16 protein-coding genes, 1 pseudogene and 1 other annotated feature are annotated in these 17,773 nt (G+C 47.6%); of the genes and pseudogenes, 16 read left to right on the plus strand and 1 reads right to left on the minus strand.

Annotated elements, in window-relative coordinates; genetic code table 11:
• Positions 1-1,247, minus strand: a pseudogene (locus J6U00_RS08190) (N,N'-diacetylchitobiose phosphorylase); the annotation flags it as partial.
• 376 nt (positions 1,248-1,623) lie between these two features.
• Between J6U00_RS08190 and J6U00_RS08195 the strand changes: the two are divergent.
• The 16 genes from J6U00_RS08195 to J6U00_RS08270 all read left to right on the plus strand — a co-directional run bounded on the left by J6U00_RS08195 (position 1,624) and on the right by J6U00_RS08270 (position 17,756).
• Positions 1,624-2,070: a LytTR family DNA-binding domain-containing protein gene (locus J6U00_RS08195; RefSeq protein ID WP_296580886.1), complete on the plus strand. Its 447-nt coding sequence runs from the start codon at positions 1,624-1,626 to the stop codon at positions 2,068-2,070.
• Between the two features lie 12 nt (positions 2,071-2,082).
• Positions 2,083-2,865, plus strand: a complete 783-nt coding sequence (locus J6U00_RS08200; protein ID WP_296580889.1) for a hypothetical protein — start codon at positions 2,083-2,085, stop codon at positions 2,863-2,865.
• Between the two features lie 284 nt (positions 2,866-3,149).
• On the plus strand, positions 3,150-3,740 hold the full coding sequence (locus tag J6U00_RS08205) for a hypothetical protein (RefSeq protein WP_296580892.1): 591 nt from the start codon (positions 3,150-3,152) through the stop codon (positions 3,738-3,740).
• A 210-nt stretch (positions 3,741-3,950) separates the two neighbouring features.
• Positions 3,951-4,194: a binding site (T-box leader), on the plus strand.
• 119 nt (positions 4,195-4,313) lie between these two features.
• Positions 4,314-6,620 carry an AMP-binding protein gene (locus tag J6U00_RS08210; protein WP_296580934.1) on the plus strand — a complete coding sequence of 769 codons (2,307 nt, stop codon included), beginning with the start codon at positions 4,314-4,316 and terminating at the stop codon, positions 6,618-6,620.
• Between the two features lie 363 nt (positions 6,621-6,983).
• On the plus strand, positions 6,984-7,457 hold the full coding sequence (rimP, locus tag J6U00_RS08215; RefSeq protein WP_296580893.1) for a ribosome maturation factor RimP: 474 nt from the start codon (positions 6,984-6,986) through the stop codon (positions 7,455-7,457).
• Between the two features lie 44 nt (positions 7,458-7,501).
• Positions 7,502-8,719: a transcription termination factor NusA gene (nusA, locus tag J6U00_RS08220; protein ID WP_296580895.1), complete on the plus strand. Its 1,218-nt coding sequence runs from the start codon at positions 7,502-7,504 to the stop codon at positions 8,717-8,719.
• A 2-nt stretch (positions 8,720-8,721) separates the two neighbouring features.
• Positions 8,722-9,000, plus strand: a complete 279-nt coding sequence (locus J6U00_RS08225; RefSeq protein ID WP_296580898.1) for a YlxR family protein — start codon at positions 8,722-8,724, stop codon at positions 8,998-9,000.
• Complete coding sequence (locus tag J6U00_RS08230; RefSeq protein ID WP_296580900.1) at positions 8,969-9,292, plus strand: L7Ae/L30e/S12e/Gadd45 family ribosomal protein; 324 nt, start codon at positions 8,969-8,971, stop codon at positions 9,290-9,292. The genes J6U00_RS08225 and J6U00_RS08230 overlap by 32 nt, the downstream gene beginning before the upstream one ends.
• A gap of 87 nt (positions 9,293-9,379) precedes the next feature.
• Positions 9,380-12,082, plus strand: a complete 2,703-nt coding sequence (gene infB / locus J6U00_RS08235) for a translation initiation factor IF-2 (protein ID WP_296580902.1) — start codon at positions 9,380-9,382, stop codon at positions 12,080-12,082.
• A gap of 48 nt (positions 12,083-12,130) precedes the next feature.
• Positions 12,131-12,712, plus strand: coding sequence for a hypothetical protein (locus J6U00_RS08240; RefSeq protein WP_296580904.1), 582 nt, complete (start codon positions 12,131-12,133; stop codon positions 12,710-12,712).
• A gap of 17 nt (positions 12,713-12,729) precedes the next feature.
• Positions 12,730-13,068, plus strand: coding sequence for a 30S ribosome-binding factor RbfA (gene rbfA / locus J6U00_RS08245; protein ID WP_296580906.1), 339 nt, complete (start codon positions 12,730-12,732; stop codon positions 13,066-13,068).
• 12 nt (positions 13,069-13,080) lie between these two features.
• Positions 13,081-14,034, plus strand: coding sequence for a DHH family phosphoesterase (locus tag J6U00_RS08250; protein WP_296580907.1), 954 nt, complete (start codon positions 13,081-13,083; stop codon positions 14,032-14,034).
• Positions 14,031-14,924 (plus strand): tRNA pseudouridine(55) synthase TruB, encoded by an 894-nt coding sequence (gene truB, locus J6U00_RS08255; RefSeq protein ID WP_296580910.1) that lies wholly within the window; start codon positions 14,031-14,033, stop codon positions 14,922-14,924. The genes J6U00_RS08250 and truB overlap by 4 nt, the downstream gene beginning before the upstream one ends.
• 4 nt (positions 14,925-14,928) lie before the next feature.
• Positions 14,929-15,807 (plus strand): riboflavin biosynthesis protein RibF, encoded by an 879-nt coding sequence (ribF, locus tag J6U00_RS08260; RefSeq protein ID WP_296580911.1) that lies wholly within the window; start codon positions 14,929-14,931, stop codon positions 15,805-15,807.
• 120 nt (positions 15,808-15,927) lie between these two features.
• On the plus strand, positions 15,928-17,034 hold the full coding sequence (locus tag J6U00_RS08265) for an ATP-binding cassette domain-containing protein (RefSeq protein ID WP_296580913.1): 1,107 nt from the start codon (positions 15,928-15,930) through the stop codon (positions 17,032-17,034).
• Complete coding sequence (locus J6U00_RS08270) at positions 17,034-17,756, plus strand: ABC transporter permease subunit (RefSeq protein WP_296580914.1); 723 nt, start codon at positions 17,034-17,036, stop codon at positions 17,754-17,756. The genes J6U00_RS08265 and J6U00_RS08270 overlap by 1 nt, the downstream gene beginning before the upstream one ends.
• The last annotated feature ends 17 nt before the right edge of the window (positions 17,757-17,773 follow it).

A 17,773-nucleotide genomic window follows, 5' to 3' on the forward strand; every position in this document is an offset into this window, starting at 1 on the left:
ACGCTGTGTTCGTCGTTCTCGTCGGGGCAGGTCTCGTGACCTGCGTTGTGGTCGAACTTGACAAGGGGCAGACCGCCGCCGTTGCTGACCTGAGCCGAGAGCATGAAGCGTATCTTCTCTGCTGCCATTTCCGGGTCAAGGTGTATGATACCCTGAATATCCTGTACTGTATCGCGGTAGCCGTAGCCGTTTCTGAGACCGCAGTAAATGAATGAAGCTGCTCTTGACCATATAAATGTAATGAAGCACTGATAAGCGTTCCATACGTTTATCATATTGTTGAATTCAGGAGAGGGAGTTTCTACCTTGAAGTTAGAGAGCTGACCGTGCCAGTAGTCTTTCAGCTGCTTTACCTCTGCGTCTACCTTTCCTGCTGCTTTGTACTCTTCAAGTATAGCAGCTGCCTCGGGGTCCTTGCGCTCTCCGAGCACGAAGACGAACTCTTTTGTCTCACCGGGAGCAAGAGTGATATCGCTCTGGAGAGCTCCACAGGAGTTTGAATTATAGTTCATGACGCCGCTGCACTTGCCGTTCTCAACGGCGATAGGATTCGAAAATGTCCTGTATGGACCGATGAAGTCACTGAAACTTCCGCAGCAGCCTGTAACAGGCTGACCTACCATACCGAAAAAGCGCTCCTGACCGTTGTAGCCGTTCTCGTCGAAGCCTGTGTTCTCGTTCATGTGCTGGAGTATGCGGTTTCCACCCTCAAAGCTTGTACGGGTAATGAAAAGAGTGTACTGGAGATTTACCTGATCCTGCTCGTAGTTGGGCTCATTTGTGAATTCTATAAAGCCGAATACAGAGAGCTTTCTCTCCTTTGAGGAGCTGTTTGTTACCTTTGCTCTCCATACTTCGTAGGTCTTTCCGTATGGAACATAGTATGTAGTCTCGGACTTTATTTCAGCGTACTCTGCCGAGATGACTGTATAGGCGGTACCGTGGCGGCACTCGCTCTTGTACTTGTCAAGTGGCTTGCCTACGGGCTGCCATGAAGCTGACCAGTAATCGGAAGTGTCGTTGTCTCTTATGTAAATATAGCGTCCGGGAAGAGCCATGTCCGAATTGAAACGAAAACGTGAAAGCCTTCCGTTTGCGCCTGATTTTACGAAGCTGTAGCCTGCGGCGTTATTGGATATCATAGCGCCGTACTCGGGATCTCCGAGGTAGTTTGCCCATGGTGCCGGGGTCGCGGGGTTAGTGATGACGTATTCTTTGTTCTCAAGATCAAAGTGTCCGTACTGCATAAAAAACCATTCTCCTTCTCAAATCTGCCGTCGGACAGTGCTCTCCTCGGGCAGTAAATATTATTCTAATTATACCATTTTAGCAATGCTTTGACAAGGGGGTATTCATGAACATATCGTGAACAACCGCAAAAAAAGACAAGTTTTTTACTACAAATTGTAATATGTTACTATGAATCTGCTTATTGTTATTATAATACCTGCAAAGGTCTATACATTCCGTTTTAGCATGACCGATATGCACACCTGTATGCAAGATGTGAATTACTGAGTGCAAGCTGTGCGGAGGGTATTGATTTTCAATGCTGCTCAATATATAATGATATACAGATAGGCTTATCAATGATACTGGGATAAAGGAGGCGGTCAGCTGAAAATGAAAATTAGATTACTTGTAAGTGACGAACACTACGACATTATAGCGGCTGAGCTCATAAAAAAGGGAATTGAGATAGATGATTCCGCGGAGCTGATACTCTCGGAGAGCAACGTTACCGCGTCACATCTTATCGCGCGCAGCAACGGGGAGATATACAGGCTCGAAACAAAAGACATCTCGCATATAGAGAGCTTTGCACATGATATAGTAGCATACTGCGGCGAGGAGGAGTACAGGCTCTCGGAAACTCTCCGCAGACTTGAAGAGATACTCGACCCCAAGGAGTTTATCCGGGTTAGCAATTCGGTGATAGTGTCCGTTTCGCACATCAAAAGTATACGGCCGGCGCTGTCCCAGAAGTTCATGCTGAACATGAAGAACGGTGCGAAGGTTGATGTTACGCGGACGTACTATTACATATTCAAGGAATTCTTAGGGATATAAGGAGGGGTGAACATGAGAGAAAAAACAAACATTTTAAGTATCATTATGCCTGTAGCAGCATTGATACTTATATTGGCCGTGTTATTGATCATGGCATTTGCAATATACAAATCAGCATATAAACACAGGATAAACAAGCGTCTCGCGGAGGGCAGGGAAGCTGACATAAAGCCAATGATGTCGCCTGTGAAGTTCGTGATAATAACGCTCCTTATCATTATTGTCAGCATCATACTCTTGCTTGCAGGACTTACCGTACTGCTAAGGGCAGGGAAGACAGGGGGAACGGCAGCAAGCACCTCGAATCCGGCGATTTTATACTTCGATACGGATAACGCTGATTCTCCTTTTGAGGGTTACAGGTTCGGCGATGACATAAAAGGCTATAACAAGCAGTATTTAAGGCATAAGGAGCTGTGCATGGTGATCTATACAGCAAAGGAAGAATATGCAGCCGCTCTGCCTGCTGCATTAATAGCGGTGGACCGCAGTAGCGATAAGAACTATGCATTTTACGGCATAGATCTGATATATTACGATGAAGGATACTCTGCCGTGGGAGAACGCAGCGGAGACAAGTTCGATGCGGACAGACTATATGTGGTGAATACTAACGGCTATATAGGCAAATTTGATATAGCATTCTGTATCGGTTATGAGCTTTCTGACAATCCCGGAAAGGCGATGTACCGACGTTCATCGGCAGACTACGATGAATATATCAGAGCGGAGATGGAACGCGATGAAAGCGGCATGGTATATCTCATGAATCAAAAAGGTGTAACAGAAGAATAAGTATACGCAGGCGGCTAGCATAGCCGCCTGTCTTTATGCCCAGACTTTACACGAGGTTGTCTGACCATTTCTGCCGTTCACTATTACAATTGTCATTGAGAAGGATACAAATGTAATCCACGAAATGACAAACGTCATCTTTTCAAAAGGGTAAAATCGAGTATAATAAAAGCATAGGGTTGCGCAACACCTTTATCACAAGAGCTTACATAAACACCATAAACAAGAAGCATAAACAATTGACGAAAGGCCAAATCTATTTTATTTGTAAAGGAGAATCATTTATGAAGGTTAATTATAAGAAGTTTTTTGCAGCTATCGCAGCGGCAGCAATGTGTGCAGTACCAATGACAAACGCAATGTATGCAGGTGCAGCTCCCGAAGCAATTGGAAAAAAGGGCGCTATAACTAAGAATGATGATGAAGAAAAGTGGAACAAAATAATTGAAAAGCTCGCAGCTCAGGCTTTCATGCATGAATATCAAATCGTAGAGATTACTGGTGATGGCATTGTGCTTGAAGAGACTGGACTTGAAGAAGTTGTACTTACAAAAAAGTTTGCAGTTGAGGAAACTATGTATACTATCGAGTTCGATGACCCCTGCGGAAGCGTGCCCGGATATGTTAAGATGAAAAGAAAGGGCAGAAAGGTACATTTTGAACCTAAAATTTTTGAAATCTTAGGTACTTCCTCGGATCCGGGCTATATTGATCCGATAAATCCTGTATATATGGTTGAAATAAGAAACGATTCTGATGCTATTGTAGCAAGAGGCAGTATAGCCGGCGGCAAATATGCTTCGGACGCTGAGAATATTGATCCGAGGATACTTCCTGCTGCAAGCGGAAAAATGGCTAAAGCGGAGAGATTCTGATATTCTCGCTGTTCATGTATAGAACAGGGAACTGATAAAACAGAGGCAAGCTTCGCCTCCGGGGTCTGAACACAGACTTTGGAGACGAAGCTTGCTTTATATAGTGTGTTCTAAATTACCGCTGCAAGGCTATGAGGGGGGCTTTCGCGTATGTGCTCAAAAAATTTTCAAAAGCGCTTGACAAATGCATTTTTGTGTGATATAATCCAGTTATAAGCTATGAGGAAGACAAGCAGAGGATTGCCAATGTCCACAGAGAGCCGGCGGTAGGTGCGAGCTGGTGATAAGCAATGCTATGTATCCCTTCTGAGCCGGAATGCTGAAATTTACAGTAAGCGTTCCCGTGATTCTGCGTGAATGAATAGGACTTGCTGGAGTCTGAAGTGGTGTTACGCAATAGCGGCACAATTTGAGTGGTACCGCGGGTGATCAGATCATGATACTCGTCTCAAAGTTATATCCTTTGAGACGAGTTTTTGTTTTCTCGTGCAAAGGATGACGCCGGTATATTCCGGCAACTATTTCATTTTCCGGTAATACATTATTTTAAAAGGAGAGATCATCATGAGCGAAATGACTAATTTGCCAAATGCAGAAGAAAGAATAAAGGAGGTCGCTGAGAGAATTAGGCTCACCCGTGAATCCGTAGGTTTGTCTCCGAAGGAAATGGCTGACAAAATCGGCGTTTCATCTTATGAGTACCTTGCTTACGAGGGCGGAGCAAAGGATTTCAGCTTTAGCTTCATATATAAATTTGCAAATGCCTGCGGCGTTGAGATAACTGACCTCATGGAAGGTGAATCTCCCCATATCAAGAGCTTTGATATCACAAGAGCCGGACAAGGACTTCCTATCGTAAGAAGACAGGGCCTGAGCTATCTCCGTCTTGCGCCTAAGTTCCGCAACAAGATCGCAGAGCCATTCCTTGTAACCATACCATACGTTGACGAGGAGTTCAGAGTTCCTCATCCCCATACTCACGAAGGACAGGAAATGGATATCGTTATCAGTGGTCAGCTCAAGGTAAAAGTAGGCGATAACGTTGAGATACTTGGCGAAGGCGACTCCATCTACTACGACAGCTCCGAGCCTCATGACGAGTGGGCTGTAGGCGGCAAGGAATGTAAGTTCTATGCTATAGTATGTGGAGTAAACCAGCCCCAGCACGCTATATCCAACCTTGATCCCGTTATACTTCCAGGCGTAACCAATTTTGACCTTGCTCACGTTCAGGATCCTATCGCAGACAAGTTTGTGAAGCTTGAAACAGACCTTATGGGAAATCTTACGGGTATCAGCTTCATAAACGATGACAAGTTCAACTTCGGCTTTGACATCGTTGACGGACTTGCCGCCAAATGTCCCGACAAGGAAGCGCTTATCTATGTAGGCGACGATATGTCCGAGAGAAGGTTTACCTTCTCGGATATGAAGAGATATTCAAACAAGACCGCGAATTATTTCGCTTCAAAGGGCATAAAGAAGGGCGACAGAGTAATGCTTGTCCTCAAAAGACACTACCAGTTCTGGTTCTCAATACTTGCTCTCCACAAGCTTGGCGCAATAGTTATCCCTGCGACTAATCAGCTGGTGCAGCATGACTTTACATATCGCTTCAAGGCGGCAGGAGTAGAAGCTATCGTATGTACTGGTGACGGTGACGTTGCACATCAGGTAGACCTTGCAGAGGAGGAGCTCGGCATAAAGCTCATCAAGATGATGGCTCACGGTGAACGTGATGGCTGGGCTGACTTTGACAAGGAAATGTCTGAGTTCAGCGACGTTTTCGAGCGTCCTACCGATCCCGAGAAACTCTCCTGCGGCAGCGACCCAAATCTCATGTTCTTCACATCGGGTACTACAGGCTACCCGAAGATAGCCACACATTCTCACAAGTATGCGCTCGGACACTTTATCACTGCCCGTTACTGGCATAATGTTGATCCCAACGGCATACACTTCACCATATCCGATACAGGCTGGGGAAAAGCTCTCTGGGGCAAGCTCTACGGTCAGTGGCTCAGTGAAACCTGCGTATTCGTATACGATTTCGACCGCTTTGACGCTCACAAGATACTTCCTATGTTCAGAAAGTACAATATCACAACTTTCTGCGCACCGCCAACCATGTATCGTTTCTTCATCAAGGAGGACCTTTCCAAGTATGACCTCAGCTCTATCAAGTATGCAACAGTTGCAGGAGAGGCTCTTAATCCAGAGGTATATAATCAGTTCCTCAAGGCTACCGGCGTAAAGCTAATGGAGGGCTTCGGACAGACCGAGACCACACTCTCTATCGGCAACTTTGTTGGTATGACCTGTCGTCCAGGCTCTATGGGCAAGCCCAGCGTGCTTTACGATGTGGACATCGTTGATCCTGACGGCAAGCCGGTAAAGACAGGCGAAACAGGTGAAATTGTCATCCGTACTGACAAGAATGTGCCGGCAGGACTTTTCCTCGGCTACTACGGCGACGACGAGAAGACTAAAGAAGTATGGCACGATGGTTTCTATCACACAGGCGATACTGCGTGGAAGGACGAGGATGGCTATTTCTGGTATGTAGGACGTGTTGACGACGTTATCAAGTCATCGGGCTACCGTATCGGACCTTTCGAGATTGAAAGCGTTATCATGGAGCTTCCCTATGTGCTTGAATGCGGTGTAAGCGCAGCTCCAGACCCGGTAAGAGGTCAGGTGGTAAAGGCTTCTATCGTTCTTGTAAAGGGTACGGAGGGCACCGACGAGCTCAAGAAAGAGATACAGGACTATGTAAAGAAGCATACCGCTCCTTATAAGTATCCGCGTATAGTTGAGTTCAGAGATGAACTGCCCAAGACTATCAGCGGCAAGATCAGAAGAGTTGCTCTCAAGGGCTGATGAATAACAAAGGCGTTCCTGCGGGGACGTCTTTCTTTGTTGAGTGTTTTGAGTTGAGAGTGGAGATTTATAACTTTTTTACGGTCGAAGACAGGCAGACATTTGCGTAATTGTCCTGGATAACAAAAATGTTATTTGCTCTTTTGGTTCAATGATATTTTCGTTTTTAGTCTATCAATTTATACTTGCGGGAAAAAATCTGAGTTTTTTGAAAAAATTTCCGAAAAACACTTGATTTTTGCGAAAAACCGTGGTATAATACTTTATGATGATAGTAAACCCAAAGACCGGAAGCCTTCCGGTCTTTAGTATTTATATCGAAACTATGAAAGGAGATAACCGATATATCGGGAAAAGCTGCCTATGAAATTCAAAAAATTCGGCGGTACTGAACAAAAGGTATACGAGCTTATCAAGCCAATAACTGACGAGCTGGGCTACTACCTCTGGGATGTGTGCTATGAGAAGGAAGGCGCGATGTGGTACCTGAGAGTATTTATAGATCAGGACGAGGGGATAACTATTGCGGACTGTGAACGCGCCAATGCTCCTATAAGCGACATACTCGACGAGAAGGACCCTATCCCTCAAAGCTATATGCTTGAGGTGGGCTCGGCAGGACTGGAGCGGGAGCTCGTCAAGGAGGAGCACTTCGAGGTCTGTAAGGGCGATACCGTAAGGATACGCTTTATAAGAGCAGTTGACGGCGAAAAGGAAATAGTCGCTCAGCTCAGCGGAGCAGACAAGGAGGGTATTTCTGTGATACTCGAAGACGGCGGAGAAAGGAAATTCTCGCTGGCGGATATAGCTTTCGTAAAATTGTATCTCGATTTCTGAAATGTGAAATAACAAAATAAAATATATTGGAGGAATTTACAGACATGAACATGAATAAGGACTTTTTCAAGGCGCTTGAGGCTCTCGGTGAAGAAAACAGCGTGGAGACCGATCTTCTTATCGAAAAAGTAAAGTCAGCTATGTTAAAGGCGGCAAGAAGAGCATATCCTCACAGTGAGGAGAGAATCACGGTGGAGATAGATCCGAAAACGAAGAAGTTCGAAATGTATATCCGTCAGGACATCATCGACGATGAGCCTATTGACGAGAACGAGGTTAATATAGATGTCGCAAGGACTATGGATCCAAATGCTATGGTTGGCGGCACTATCATGAAGGAACTCGATATATCAAAGCTGGGAAGAATGGCAGCCCTCTCCGCAAAGCAGTCCATAAAGGGTGACCTTAGGGAGATCAACCGCGAGCAGATGCTCAGTAAGTTCGAGCAGAAGGAGCATGAGTGCATAACTGCCAAGGTATCACAGGTCGAGCCCGGCAGAGGCACGGTAACAGTCGTATACGACGGCACAGAGCTTTACCTCTTCCGCAACGAGCAGATACCTGGCGAGAACCTTGAAGAAGGCAAAATGGTCAAGGTATACATCACAGGCATAATCGGCAAGAACAAGAAGCCTGTAGTCAAGATATCCCGTACTCACAAGGACCTTGTAAAGAGACTCTTTGAGCAGGAAGTACCCGAGATATACGACGGCACCGTTGAGGTAAAGTCCATATCCCGTGAAGCAGGTTCGAGAACAAAGATAGCCGTATGGTCAAAGGATGAGAACGTAGACGCAGTGGGAGCCTGCATAGGTCCAAAGCGTTCAAGGATAACAGCTGTAGTTAACGAGCTCAGCGGCGAGAAGATAGACATTATCCCGTGGAGCGAAATCCCTGAGGAATTTATCGCAAGGGCGCTTGCTCCTGCTGAGGTACTCAAAACTGTCATAACTTCAATGGAAGAGAAGTCATGTACCGTTATAGTTCCTAACAATCAGCTCTCACTTGCTATCGGCAACAAGGGTCAGAACGCAAAGCTTGCTGCAAAGCTCACAGGTTTCAAGATAGATATCAAGCCTCAGTTTGACACACTTACCAACGAGGAGGCTCCCGAGTTGAGCCCCGACTTTGTGGCTCCTGTATTTGAAGCCGCTCCACCAGAGGATGAGACAGAGGAAATTGCTCCGGAGAACGTAGAGTCTGCCGAAGCTGCTCCGACAGAGGCAGAGGATACCGAGGAAGCCACTGCTGACGAGGAATAATTATGAAGCCGAAGAAAATACCCATGAGAATGTGTCTTGGCTGCAATGAGATGAAGCCGAAAAAGGAGCTTATCCGTGTGGTAAGGTCTCCTGAGGGCGATATCAGTCTCGATTTCAAGGGAAAGGCTGCCGGCAGAGGAGCGTATATCTGCCGCAGTACAGAATGCCTTGAAAAGGCACGGAAGGCAAGACGCTTTGAAAAGTCGTTCTCATGCAGGATAGAGGACAGCGTATACGAGGTGATGATGAATGAGCTCGGAAAAGAACCGCAGGACCTTTGATCTGCTCGGTATATGCCTGAGAGCAGGCAGGGCGGTAAAGGGCTTCGACAGCGCTGTCGAGGCTGCAAAAAACGGTACAGCTCATTGTATACTCACAGCTTCGGACGCTTCCGCAAAAACTGTCAAGGAAGCCGCTTACTACTGCGAAAGATATGGTATAAAGCATCTCCACACCGAGCTCAGCAAGTCCGATATCGGAAAGCTCTGTGGAAAGGAGACCGGAGTTGTCGCAGTGACCGACAAAGGCTTCGCAGACGGCTTTGAAAGGATAATATCTGAGGTATCGCAGTAATGCGTTGAAATAGATATTTATGCGCAGACATTTCTTATATTTACGCCGCATTTTTGCGCGGCAGAGATTATGGAGGTAATCAAGCCTATGGCAAAAAAAATAAAGTTAAGCGACGCTGCAAAAGATCTGAATATCCCTGCACAGGAGATAATAGACCTCTTTGCAGAGAAAGGTGACAACAAAAAGAAAACAGGCTCCGCCCTTACTGAGGAGGAGATGAACTCGATACTAGAGCACTATACCAAGGAACGCTATACGGTGAATTCGTTCAACGACTACTTCAATTCTAAGAACGATACACGTCCTGAAAAGGCTGAGGAGCCGAAGGAGAAGAAGCAGGCTGCAAAGAAGACAGCTGAGAAGAAGGCTGCCGAGCCTGGAAAGGACGAAAAGAAGGCTGCCGCTCCTGCTGGAGAGAAGAAGGAGGAGCAGAAGAGCGCTCCAAAGAAGAAGGTTGCTCCTGCAAAGAAGGAAGTAAAACCTGCTGAGGAGGCTCCTGTAAAGAAGGCAGAGCCCGAGAAGAAGCAGGAAGCTGCTCCCGCAAAGGAAACACCCAAGGCCGAAGCAAAGCCTGCCGTTCCCAAGGCAGAGCCCGTAAAGGCTCAGGAGACTCCAAAGGCTGAGGCTCCAAAGACAGAGGTTCCCAAGACTGAGGTTCCCAAGACAGAGGCGTCGAAGAGCATTGCTCCCGTTCAGGAAAAGAAGAACGATAGGAAAAAGGACAAAAAGAAGGAGCAGGCAAAGGCTCAGGACAGAGGCGAGCGCACAAAGTTTAACGCCGCGTTCAGCTCCGAGACAGCCCAGACCTCAACTCAGCGCCGTACAGTAGATACGAGAGGAAGCTACGTAGACCTCGACAAGTACAACGAGAGATACGACCAGATGGCTACCTCAAACAAGCACAAGAACGACAACTACTCTTCCAAGAAGCAGAAGATCAATCAGAAGTCAGCTCAGAGAACACGCCAGCAGTTTTCGAAGAAGGAGTCGGAGACCGAGAAGCTTAAGCGTCTTGAGCTCGAAAGAGCAAGAAAGCAGCAGCTCAAGGTACTCATTCCCGATAATATAACAGTAGGCGAGTTGGCTACACGTCTTAAGGCTACAGCTACGGACGTTATCAAACAGCTCATGAAGCTGGGAGTAATGGCTTCTATAAATCAGGAGATAGACTTTGATACAGCCGCTATCGTTGCAGACGAAATGGGTGCAAAGGTAGAGAAGGAGGTAATCGTTACCATTGAGGAACGCCTTATCGACGACACCGACGACGACGATACAAACCTCCAGCCACGCTGTCCTGTAGTAGTGGTTATGGGACACGTCGATCATGGTAAAACATCAATACTTGACCGTATCAGGAACGCTCATGTAGCCGCAGGCGAGGCAGGCGGCATTACACAGCACATCGGTGCTTATCAGGTGAATATCAACGGACAGGACATCACTTTCCTCGATACTCCCGGACATGAAGCATTCACTTCCATGCGTGCAAGAGGAGCCAATATCACAGATATAGCAATACTCGTAGTTGCCGCCGACGACGGTATCATGCCTCAGACCATTGAGTCTATCAACCACGCAAAGGCTGCCGGAGTATCTATCATCGTGGCTATCAACAAAATGGATAAGGAGGGAGCAAATCCCGACCGTATCAAGGAGGAGCTCACCAAGTACGACCTCGTATGCGAGGACTGGGGCGGCGACGTTATATGCGTTCCTGTATCAGCCAAGACCGGCGAGGGCATTGACGAGCTTCTTGAGAATGTTCTCCTTGTAGCCGAGGTGAAGGAGCTCAAGGCTAATCCCGAAAGACTTGCAAAGGGTACTGTTATCGAAGCACGTCTCGACAAAGGCAGAGGTCCTATAGCAACACTTCTCGTACAAAACGGTACGCTCAGGCAGGGAGATGTTCTCATAGCAGGCACTGCTGTCGGAAGAGTACGTGTAATGACCAATGATAAGGGCAGGTCTGTAAAGACAGCCGGTCCTTCCGTGCCTGTTGAGATTACAGGTCTTGCAGAGGTGCCTAGCGCAGGCGATATCTTCAACGCTGTTGAGGATGAGAGGCTTGCAAGAGAGCTGGTCGAGCAGAGAAAGCACGAGGCTAAGCAGGAGCAGTTCAATGCTTACCGCAAGGTAACTCTCGACAACCTGTTCAGCCAGATTGCCGAGGGCGAAATCAAGGAGTTGCCTATCGTTGTAAAGGCAGACGTTCAGGGCTCTGTGGAGGCTGTAAAGCAGTCCCTTGAAAAGCTTTCAAACAACGAGGTAAGAGTAAGAGTTATCCACGGAGCAGTAGGTGCTGTCAAGGAGAGCGACGTTATGCTTGCAAACGCTTCAAACGCTATAATAGTCGGTTTCAACGTAAGACCCGACCCTGTTGCGGCTGACAGCGCTGCACGTGACGGCGTGGACATAAGGCTCTATCGTATAATCTATGACGCTATCGAGGAGATATCAACAGCCATGAAGGGTATGCTCGCTCCTAAGTTCCGCGATGTGGAGCAGGGAAGAGTAGAGGTACGTCAGGTATATAAGATATCCAACGTTGGAATGGTTGCCGGAAGCTATGTGCTAAGCGGCAAGGTCACAAGAGGAAGTCAGGTGCGCGTTGTGCGTGACGGAATCATAATCGCCGACGACAAGATAGCTGGTCTCAAGCGCTTCAAGGACGACGCAAAGGAAGTTGCAGAGGGCTACGAGTGCGGCATCAGTCTTGAAAAGTTTGCAGACGTCAAGGAAGGCGATATCTTCGAGACATACATCGTTGAAGAGTACCGCGAGGATTAAGATCATATTTATTTCTATATTCTATATAATAAAAAGGGGGAATATCTTATGGATAACAGCAGAATGAGTACTGCGGATATGTTGCAGTACTGTAACGAGGCACTGGCATGGGACGATTTTGGACCGATAGATATATTCTTCTTTGAATCGGTAAAGAAGATACTTCTCGGTCAGTGCAGCGCACTGGAGGAGCCTGAGGAATATACCGATGACCTTATGGGCATAGAGCGTCCTGTACGTGATGTGGAGCTCGAGCCTGAGTACGGAAATTATGCCGATATCTACTACGGCGAAGAGGGAGACGACGATATTCCAGATTACAGCGCTACCGCTGAGGATGAGGCTTTCGCAGCGGAGATGTTCACAGGCGGATTCTTCAACGACCCCGAGGGTACAGCAGCAGTCGAGGCGGCTGAGGCTGAAGCGGCTGAGAACGAGCCTGAGGGAAATGCGGCGGCAAAGACTACAAAGAAGCCTGCCGCAAAGAAGAGCGCAGCGAAGAAAGCAACTTCGAAAAAGCCTGTTGCAAAAAAAACGGCTGCAAAGAAGGCTTCCCCGAAAAAAGAAAGATCTGCCGAGTCCGATAAACACGAAGAGACAACAGGAGGCGGATTTACCGTCAAACTGTAACGACAGGAAGGAATAAAATGCCTAATTTCAAGAACAGCCGCATGGCTGAAGATATAAAACGTGAAATGACTGCTATTCTCCGTGAGCTAAAGGATCCGAGAATAGACAGTATGCTCACTATCGTAAGAGCTGACCTCTCAGGCGATATGTCAAACTGCAAGATATACGTTTCCAGCTTTGACGGTATCGAGAGGGCAAAGGAATCGGTTGAGGGATTGAAAAGTGCCGCAGGTTTCATAAAGCGGGAGCTTTTCCACAGACTTAAGATGCGCAAGGCACCGGAGCTTACGTTCATCGCAGACAACTCTATCGAGAGAAGCGCTGAGATTAGCAGAAAGCTCCACGACCTGCTTTAAGGAGGGCTTTGTATGTTCATTGGTTTCAGTGAGGCTGAGCTCTTTCTCAGAAACTGCCAGGACGCAGTTATAATCACTCATCGCAATCCGGACGGAGACTGTATAGGCGCAGGGTTTGCGATGAAAGACATACTCGCTCAGATGGGTATCCGCAGCAGGGTGGTATGTCATGATGCTTTCCCTGCACGCTACGACTTCCTCACAAAGGATGGTGCAGGCGAGGACTTTGAGCCTAAGACTATTATTGCGGTGGATATAGCCGACGAGACTCTTATGGGCGATTATAAGAACATCTACGGCGGGAAGGTGCAACTCTGCATCGACCACCATATATCAAACAACAACTATGCCGAGAATACCATACTCCGCGCCGATGCTACGGCTGCCTGCGAGATAATATACGATCTTGCGAAGTATATGGGCGTGAAGATAACAAAGCACTGCGCGACCTGCCTTTATACGGGCATAGCTACGGATTCCGGCTGTTTCAAGTATGATTGCACCACTCCCCGCGCTCATGAGATAGCGGCTGAGATGATGCGCAGCTACGATATAAATTTTGCAAGAATAAACCGCTATATGTTTGATGTCAAGTCTATGGGAAGACTTAAGCTCGAAGCCAAGGTCAATGAGCTCATGGAGTACTGCCTCGGCGGAAAGCTTGCTATAGCTGCGGTAACGCAGGATATGATGAAAGATATGGGCGTTTCAATGGAGGAGCTGGAAGGCTTCGCTCCACTGACCATACAGTTGGAGAACACAGAGGTAGGTATACTCATGCGTGAGCGTGAGGACGGAGTATACAAGTGCTCGTTCCGCTCTGCCAATGACGTCAACGTATCGGCTATATGCCAGTCCATAGGTGGTGGCGGTCACGCAAAGGCTGCCGGCTGCACCATTAGCGGACCTCTTGATGAAGCGAAAGAACAGCTCATCGAGGCTGTCAGAAAGGCTCTTGGCAAATGAACGGGATACTCTGCGTAAATAAGCCGCAGGACTTCACCTCATTTGACGTTGTTGCGAAGCTCCGCGGCATACTGCGTATAAAGCGTCTCGGCCACGGCGGTACTCTTGACCCTATGGCTACGGGCGTTCTGCCGGTATTTGTAGGGAATGCCACAAAAGCCTGCGATATAATGCCCGACAATACAAAGAGTTACCGTGCGGGTTTCAGTCTTGGAATCGTATCGGACACTCAAGACGTGTGGGGTGAGGTACGCAAAAGCTCGGATATGGCTGTTTCACGGGAACAGATAGAGGCAGTGCTGCCTGATTTTAAAGGCAGAATAATGCAGCTGCCACCGATGTATTCGGCTGTACAGGTGAACGGTCAGCGCCTTTACGACCTTGCAAGGCAGGGTATAGAGGTAGAGCGCCAGGCGCGTGAGATAGAAGTTGAAAGCCTTATGCTGGATGAATACGACGGGGTGTCCCGTGAGGGAGTCATGTCAATAGTATGCGGCAAGGGCACATATATAAGGACTATAATCAGCGATATCGGTGATAAACTGGGCTGCGGAGGGATAATGACCTCACTTGTCAGGACCTCCTCCGGCGGCTTTACCCTTGCTGACTGTCATACCCTTGAGGAGATACAGCAGGCAAGAGACGAGGACAGGCTTGAGGAGCTGATACTACCTATAGAAAGAGTGTTTGACAATCTGCCGAAGCTGAGACTGGGCGAGGCTCAGACAAGAATGTATAGAAATGGCGTAAAGCTCGATATATCAAGGGTGCGCGGTATAGACAGAGAGACTGACTGCTACGGGGTCTACGGCTTCGATGGCGGTTTCATCGGTACTGCCTTCGCGGACTTTGACAGCGGAGAGCTTCGTATTGGAAAGAATTTAGGGTGACAGAATGGAAGATCAGAAAACAGCTGTTGCTCTGGGTATTTTTGACGGAGTACACATAGGACACCGAGCTGTGCTTAGGGCTGCCGCTGACAGGAGAGCTGATGGGCTCGAGCCCTGCGCTTTTACCTTCCCGCCGGAAAGTACGGTAAACAAGGGCGCGGAGGGCTATATCTACAGCCAGTCGGAAAAAAGTGCGATACTTGCAGACGAATGCGGTATCAGACGTGTGATTTCTCCTGACTTTACAGAGGTATGCGGCATGGACGGCGACAGCTTCGCAAGAGATATACTCTGCGGAGAGCTGAACGCTACCTTTGTCTGCTGCGGAAACGATTTTCGCTTCGGCAGAGGGGCCTGCTGCGGCATTGAGGAGCTCCGCGGATACGGCAAAAAATACGGCTTTTCGGTCATGGCAGTGGAAGATGTCTGCTGCTGCGGCGAGAGGGCTTCGTCAACGCTTATACGTCGACTCATTGCTGACGGCGATATGGAAAGGGCAGCGCTTTTTCTCGGTGCTCCCTATATGATATTAAAGGAGGTAAGTCGCGGCGCTCAGCTTGGACGCACTATCGGCTTTCCTACGACAAATCAGTTATTCCCAAAGGGGCAGCTCGTGCCGAGATTCGGAGTATACGCTTCTGAGACCACGGCAGGAGGAAGAACATACCTGTCCATCACAGACGTGGGCGTAAAGCCTACAGTCAGCTATGGCGGTGCGCCTCTTGCGGAAACATACATATACGGATTTTCGGGAGACCTTTACGGAAGTCCGTTGCAGGTCAGGCTCAAATGCTTTATCCGTCCTGAAATGCGCTTTGGCTCGGTGGACGAGCTGAAAAGGCAGATAAATGCAGATATAGAGTCTGCCATTAATATATTGTAAAATATTCGCAGCAATATCACTTTGTTATCACATATAAGTATTAACATTATAATTGCCGCGAACTGAACGGCACCGCACTCTATGTGCCGTAAACATACGCAATAAGGAGGGTCAACCCCAATGATAGAGGTCAGAAACCTTACTAAATCCTACGGCGAAAAGCTCGCTGTGAATAATATCAGTTTCAAGGTCGAAAAGGGCGAGATACTCGGCTTCCTCGGACCTAATGGCGCGGGAAAATCCACGACTATGAATATGTTGACGGGGTATATTTCGTCATCAGCCGGAGAGGTGCTTATCGACGGTGTGGATATCCTCGAGGATCCTAAGAAGGCAAAGGCTAACATAGGATATCTTCCAGAGATACCGCCCCTTTATGTGGATATGACCGTGGAGGGCTATCTCAGCTTTATATACGATCTCAAGAAGTGCAAGCTCCCGAGAAAGGCCCATCTCAAAGACGTGTGCAATCTATGTCAGATACAGGATGTAAGAGATAGACTTATCAAGAATCTTTCAAAGGGCTACCGCCAGAGAGTCGGACTTGCTCAGGCTCTTGTAAACAATCCGCCGGTGCTCATACTAGACGAGCCAACAGTAGGTCTCGACCCCAAGCAGATCGTAGAGATAAGAACTCTTATAAAGAAGCTCGGCAAGAGACATACAGTTATACTGTCGTCTCATATACTTCCTGAGATACAGGCAGTATGCGACAGGATAATCATTATAAACAAGGGCCAGATAGCCGCTGATGGCACAGCTGAGGAGATAGCTGCAAATATCACCAATGAGCACAAGATGACCCTTCGTATCGAAGGTCCTACTCATACCGCCAGCGATAAGCGTGATATCACCGACGCAATAAAGGCGATAAACGGCGTTAAGTACGTCCGCGCAGATATGGAACGCGAAAAGGGCATATATGATTACGATGTAGAAACCGACGGCAAGACAGATATCCGCCGCGATCTTAACCGTTTGTGCACGGAAAAGGGCTGGAATATCCTTATGCTCCAGCTCTCAGACCTCACCCTTGAGGATATCTTCATGAAGATCACCATGTCAGACCCGGAAGTCGACAGCAGCCCGGAAAAGAAGAGCACGGCTGTTACTCCCAAGATAGATCTGAAGATCGGTGACGACGGCTCTCTCAATGCCGTGAATGAGGAAGATAAAGATATTGAGCATAAGGAAAGCTCAGAAGAAAGTAACGGAGGTGAGGAATAATGCTGGCGATATACAGACGCGAAATGGGAGCCTTCTTTACATCCGGCATAGCTTATGTTTTTCTGACTGTGTTCTGGCTCGTTTCGGGAATATTCTTCTATAATACAGTAATTGCTGCCGGAAATGCAGATACTTCAAGTCTTTTCGGCTCAATGTTCATAATAGTCCTCTTCCTTATACCTGTTCTTACCATGAAGCTCCTCAGCGAGGAGAAAAAGAACAAGACGGATCAAGGACTTCTCACAGCTCCGGTGAGCCTGTGGGAGATTGTTCTCGGCAAGTACTTCGCAGCACTTACCCTTTATATTATTGCTGAGTCCATAATATTCGTATACGCATTCGTTATCAATTATCTCGGTGATGTTATATGGCCGTCATTACTGGGCAACTATTTCGCAATGCTCTTCCTTGGAGCAGCGTTTATAGCTGTGGGACTTTTCATCTCCTCCCTTACCGAGAACCAGATGGCTTCCGCAGTGGTTTGTCTTGTAGTTCTTTTCGTTATCTACCTTTCGGAGTCTCTGGTTGCTGGCTTTGCAAATTCAAAGTCAAGATACCTCAAGCTCCTCTATAAGGGAGTAACAAATATATCCTTCTATTCAAGATATATGGAATTCACAAGAGGCGTGTTCAGCCTCACAAGCGTGTTATTCTTTGTCAGCGTAGCGTTCATATTCAACTTCCTCACCGTAAAGGTGCTGGAAAAGAGACGCTGGAGCTGAGTTCCATGAAAGGAAGG

The organism is Ruminococcus sp. (assembly GCF_017650195.1).
Classification (GTDB): domain Bacteria; phylum Bacillota; class Clostridia; order Oscillospirales; family Ruminococcaceae; genus Ruminococcus.

Bases quoted from the DNA above. Each gene is read 5' to 3' on its own strand.
- J6U00_RS08195 (WP_296580886.1), top strand. From the start codon at position 1,624: ATGAAAATTAGATTACTTGTAAGTGACGAACACTACGACATTATAGCG.
- J6U00_RS08200 (WP_296580889.1), top strand. From the start codon at position 2,083: ATGAGAGAAAAAACAAACATTTTAAGTATCATTATGCCTGTAGCAGCA.
- J6U00_RS08205 (WP_296580892.1), top strand. From the start codon at position 3,150: ATGAAGGTTAATTATAAGAAGTTTTTTGCAGCTATCGCAGCGGCAGCA.
- J6U00_RS08210 (WP_296580934.1), top strand. From the start codon at position 4,314: ATGACTAATTTGCCAAATGCAGAAGAAAGAATAAAGGAGGTCGCTGAG.
- rimP (WP_296580893.1), top strand. From the start codon at position 6,984: ATGAAATTCAAAAAATTCGGCGGTACTGAACAAAAGGTATACGAGCTT.
- nusA (WP_296580895.1), top strand. From the start codon at position 7,502: ATGAACATGAATAAGGACTTTTTCAAGGCGCTTGAGGCTCTCGGTGAA.
- J6U00_RS08225 (WP_296580898.1), top strand. From the start codon at position 8,722: ATGAAGCCGAAGAAAATACCCATGAGAATGTGTCTTGGCTGCAATGAG.
- J6U00_RS08230 (WP_296580900.1), top strand. From the start codon at position 8,969: ATGAGCTCGGAAAAGAACCGCAGGACCTTTGATCTGCTCGGTATATGC.
- infB (WP_296580902.1), top strand. From the start codon at position 9,380: ATGGCAAAAAAAATAAAGTTAAGCGACGCTGCAAAAGATCTGAATATC.
- J6U00_RS08240 (WP_296580904.1), top strand. From the start codon at position 12,131: ATGGATAACAGCAGAATGAGTACTGCGGATATGTTGCAGTACTGTAAC.
- rbfA (WP_296580906.1), top strand. From the start codon at position 12,730: ATGCCTAATTTCAAGAACAGCCGCATGGCTGAAGATATAAAACGTGAA.
- J6U00_RS08250 (WP_296580907.1), top strand. From the start codon at position 13,081: ATGTTCATTGGTTTCAGTGAGGCTGAGCTCTTTCTCAGAAACTGCCAG.
- truB (WP_296580910.1), top strand. From the start codon at position 14,031: ATGAACGGGATACTCTGCGTAAATAAGCCGCAGGACTTCACCTCATTT.
- ribF (WP_296580911.1), top strand. From the start codon at position 14,929: ATGGAAGATCAGAAAACAGCTGTTGCTCTGGGTATTTTTGACGGAGTA.
- J6U00_RS08265 (WP_296580913.1), top strand. From the start codon at position 15,928: ATGATAGAGGTCAGAAACCTTACTAAATCCTACGGCGAAAAGCTCGCT.
- J6U00_RS08270 (WP_296580914.1), top strand. From the start codon at position 17,034: ATGCTGGCGATATACAGACGCGAAATGGGAGCCTTCTTTACATCCGGC.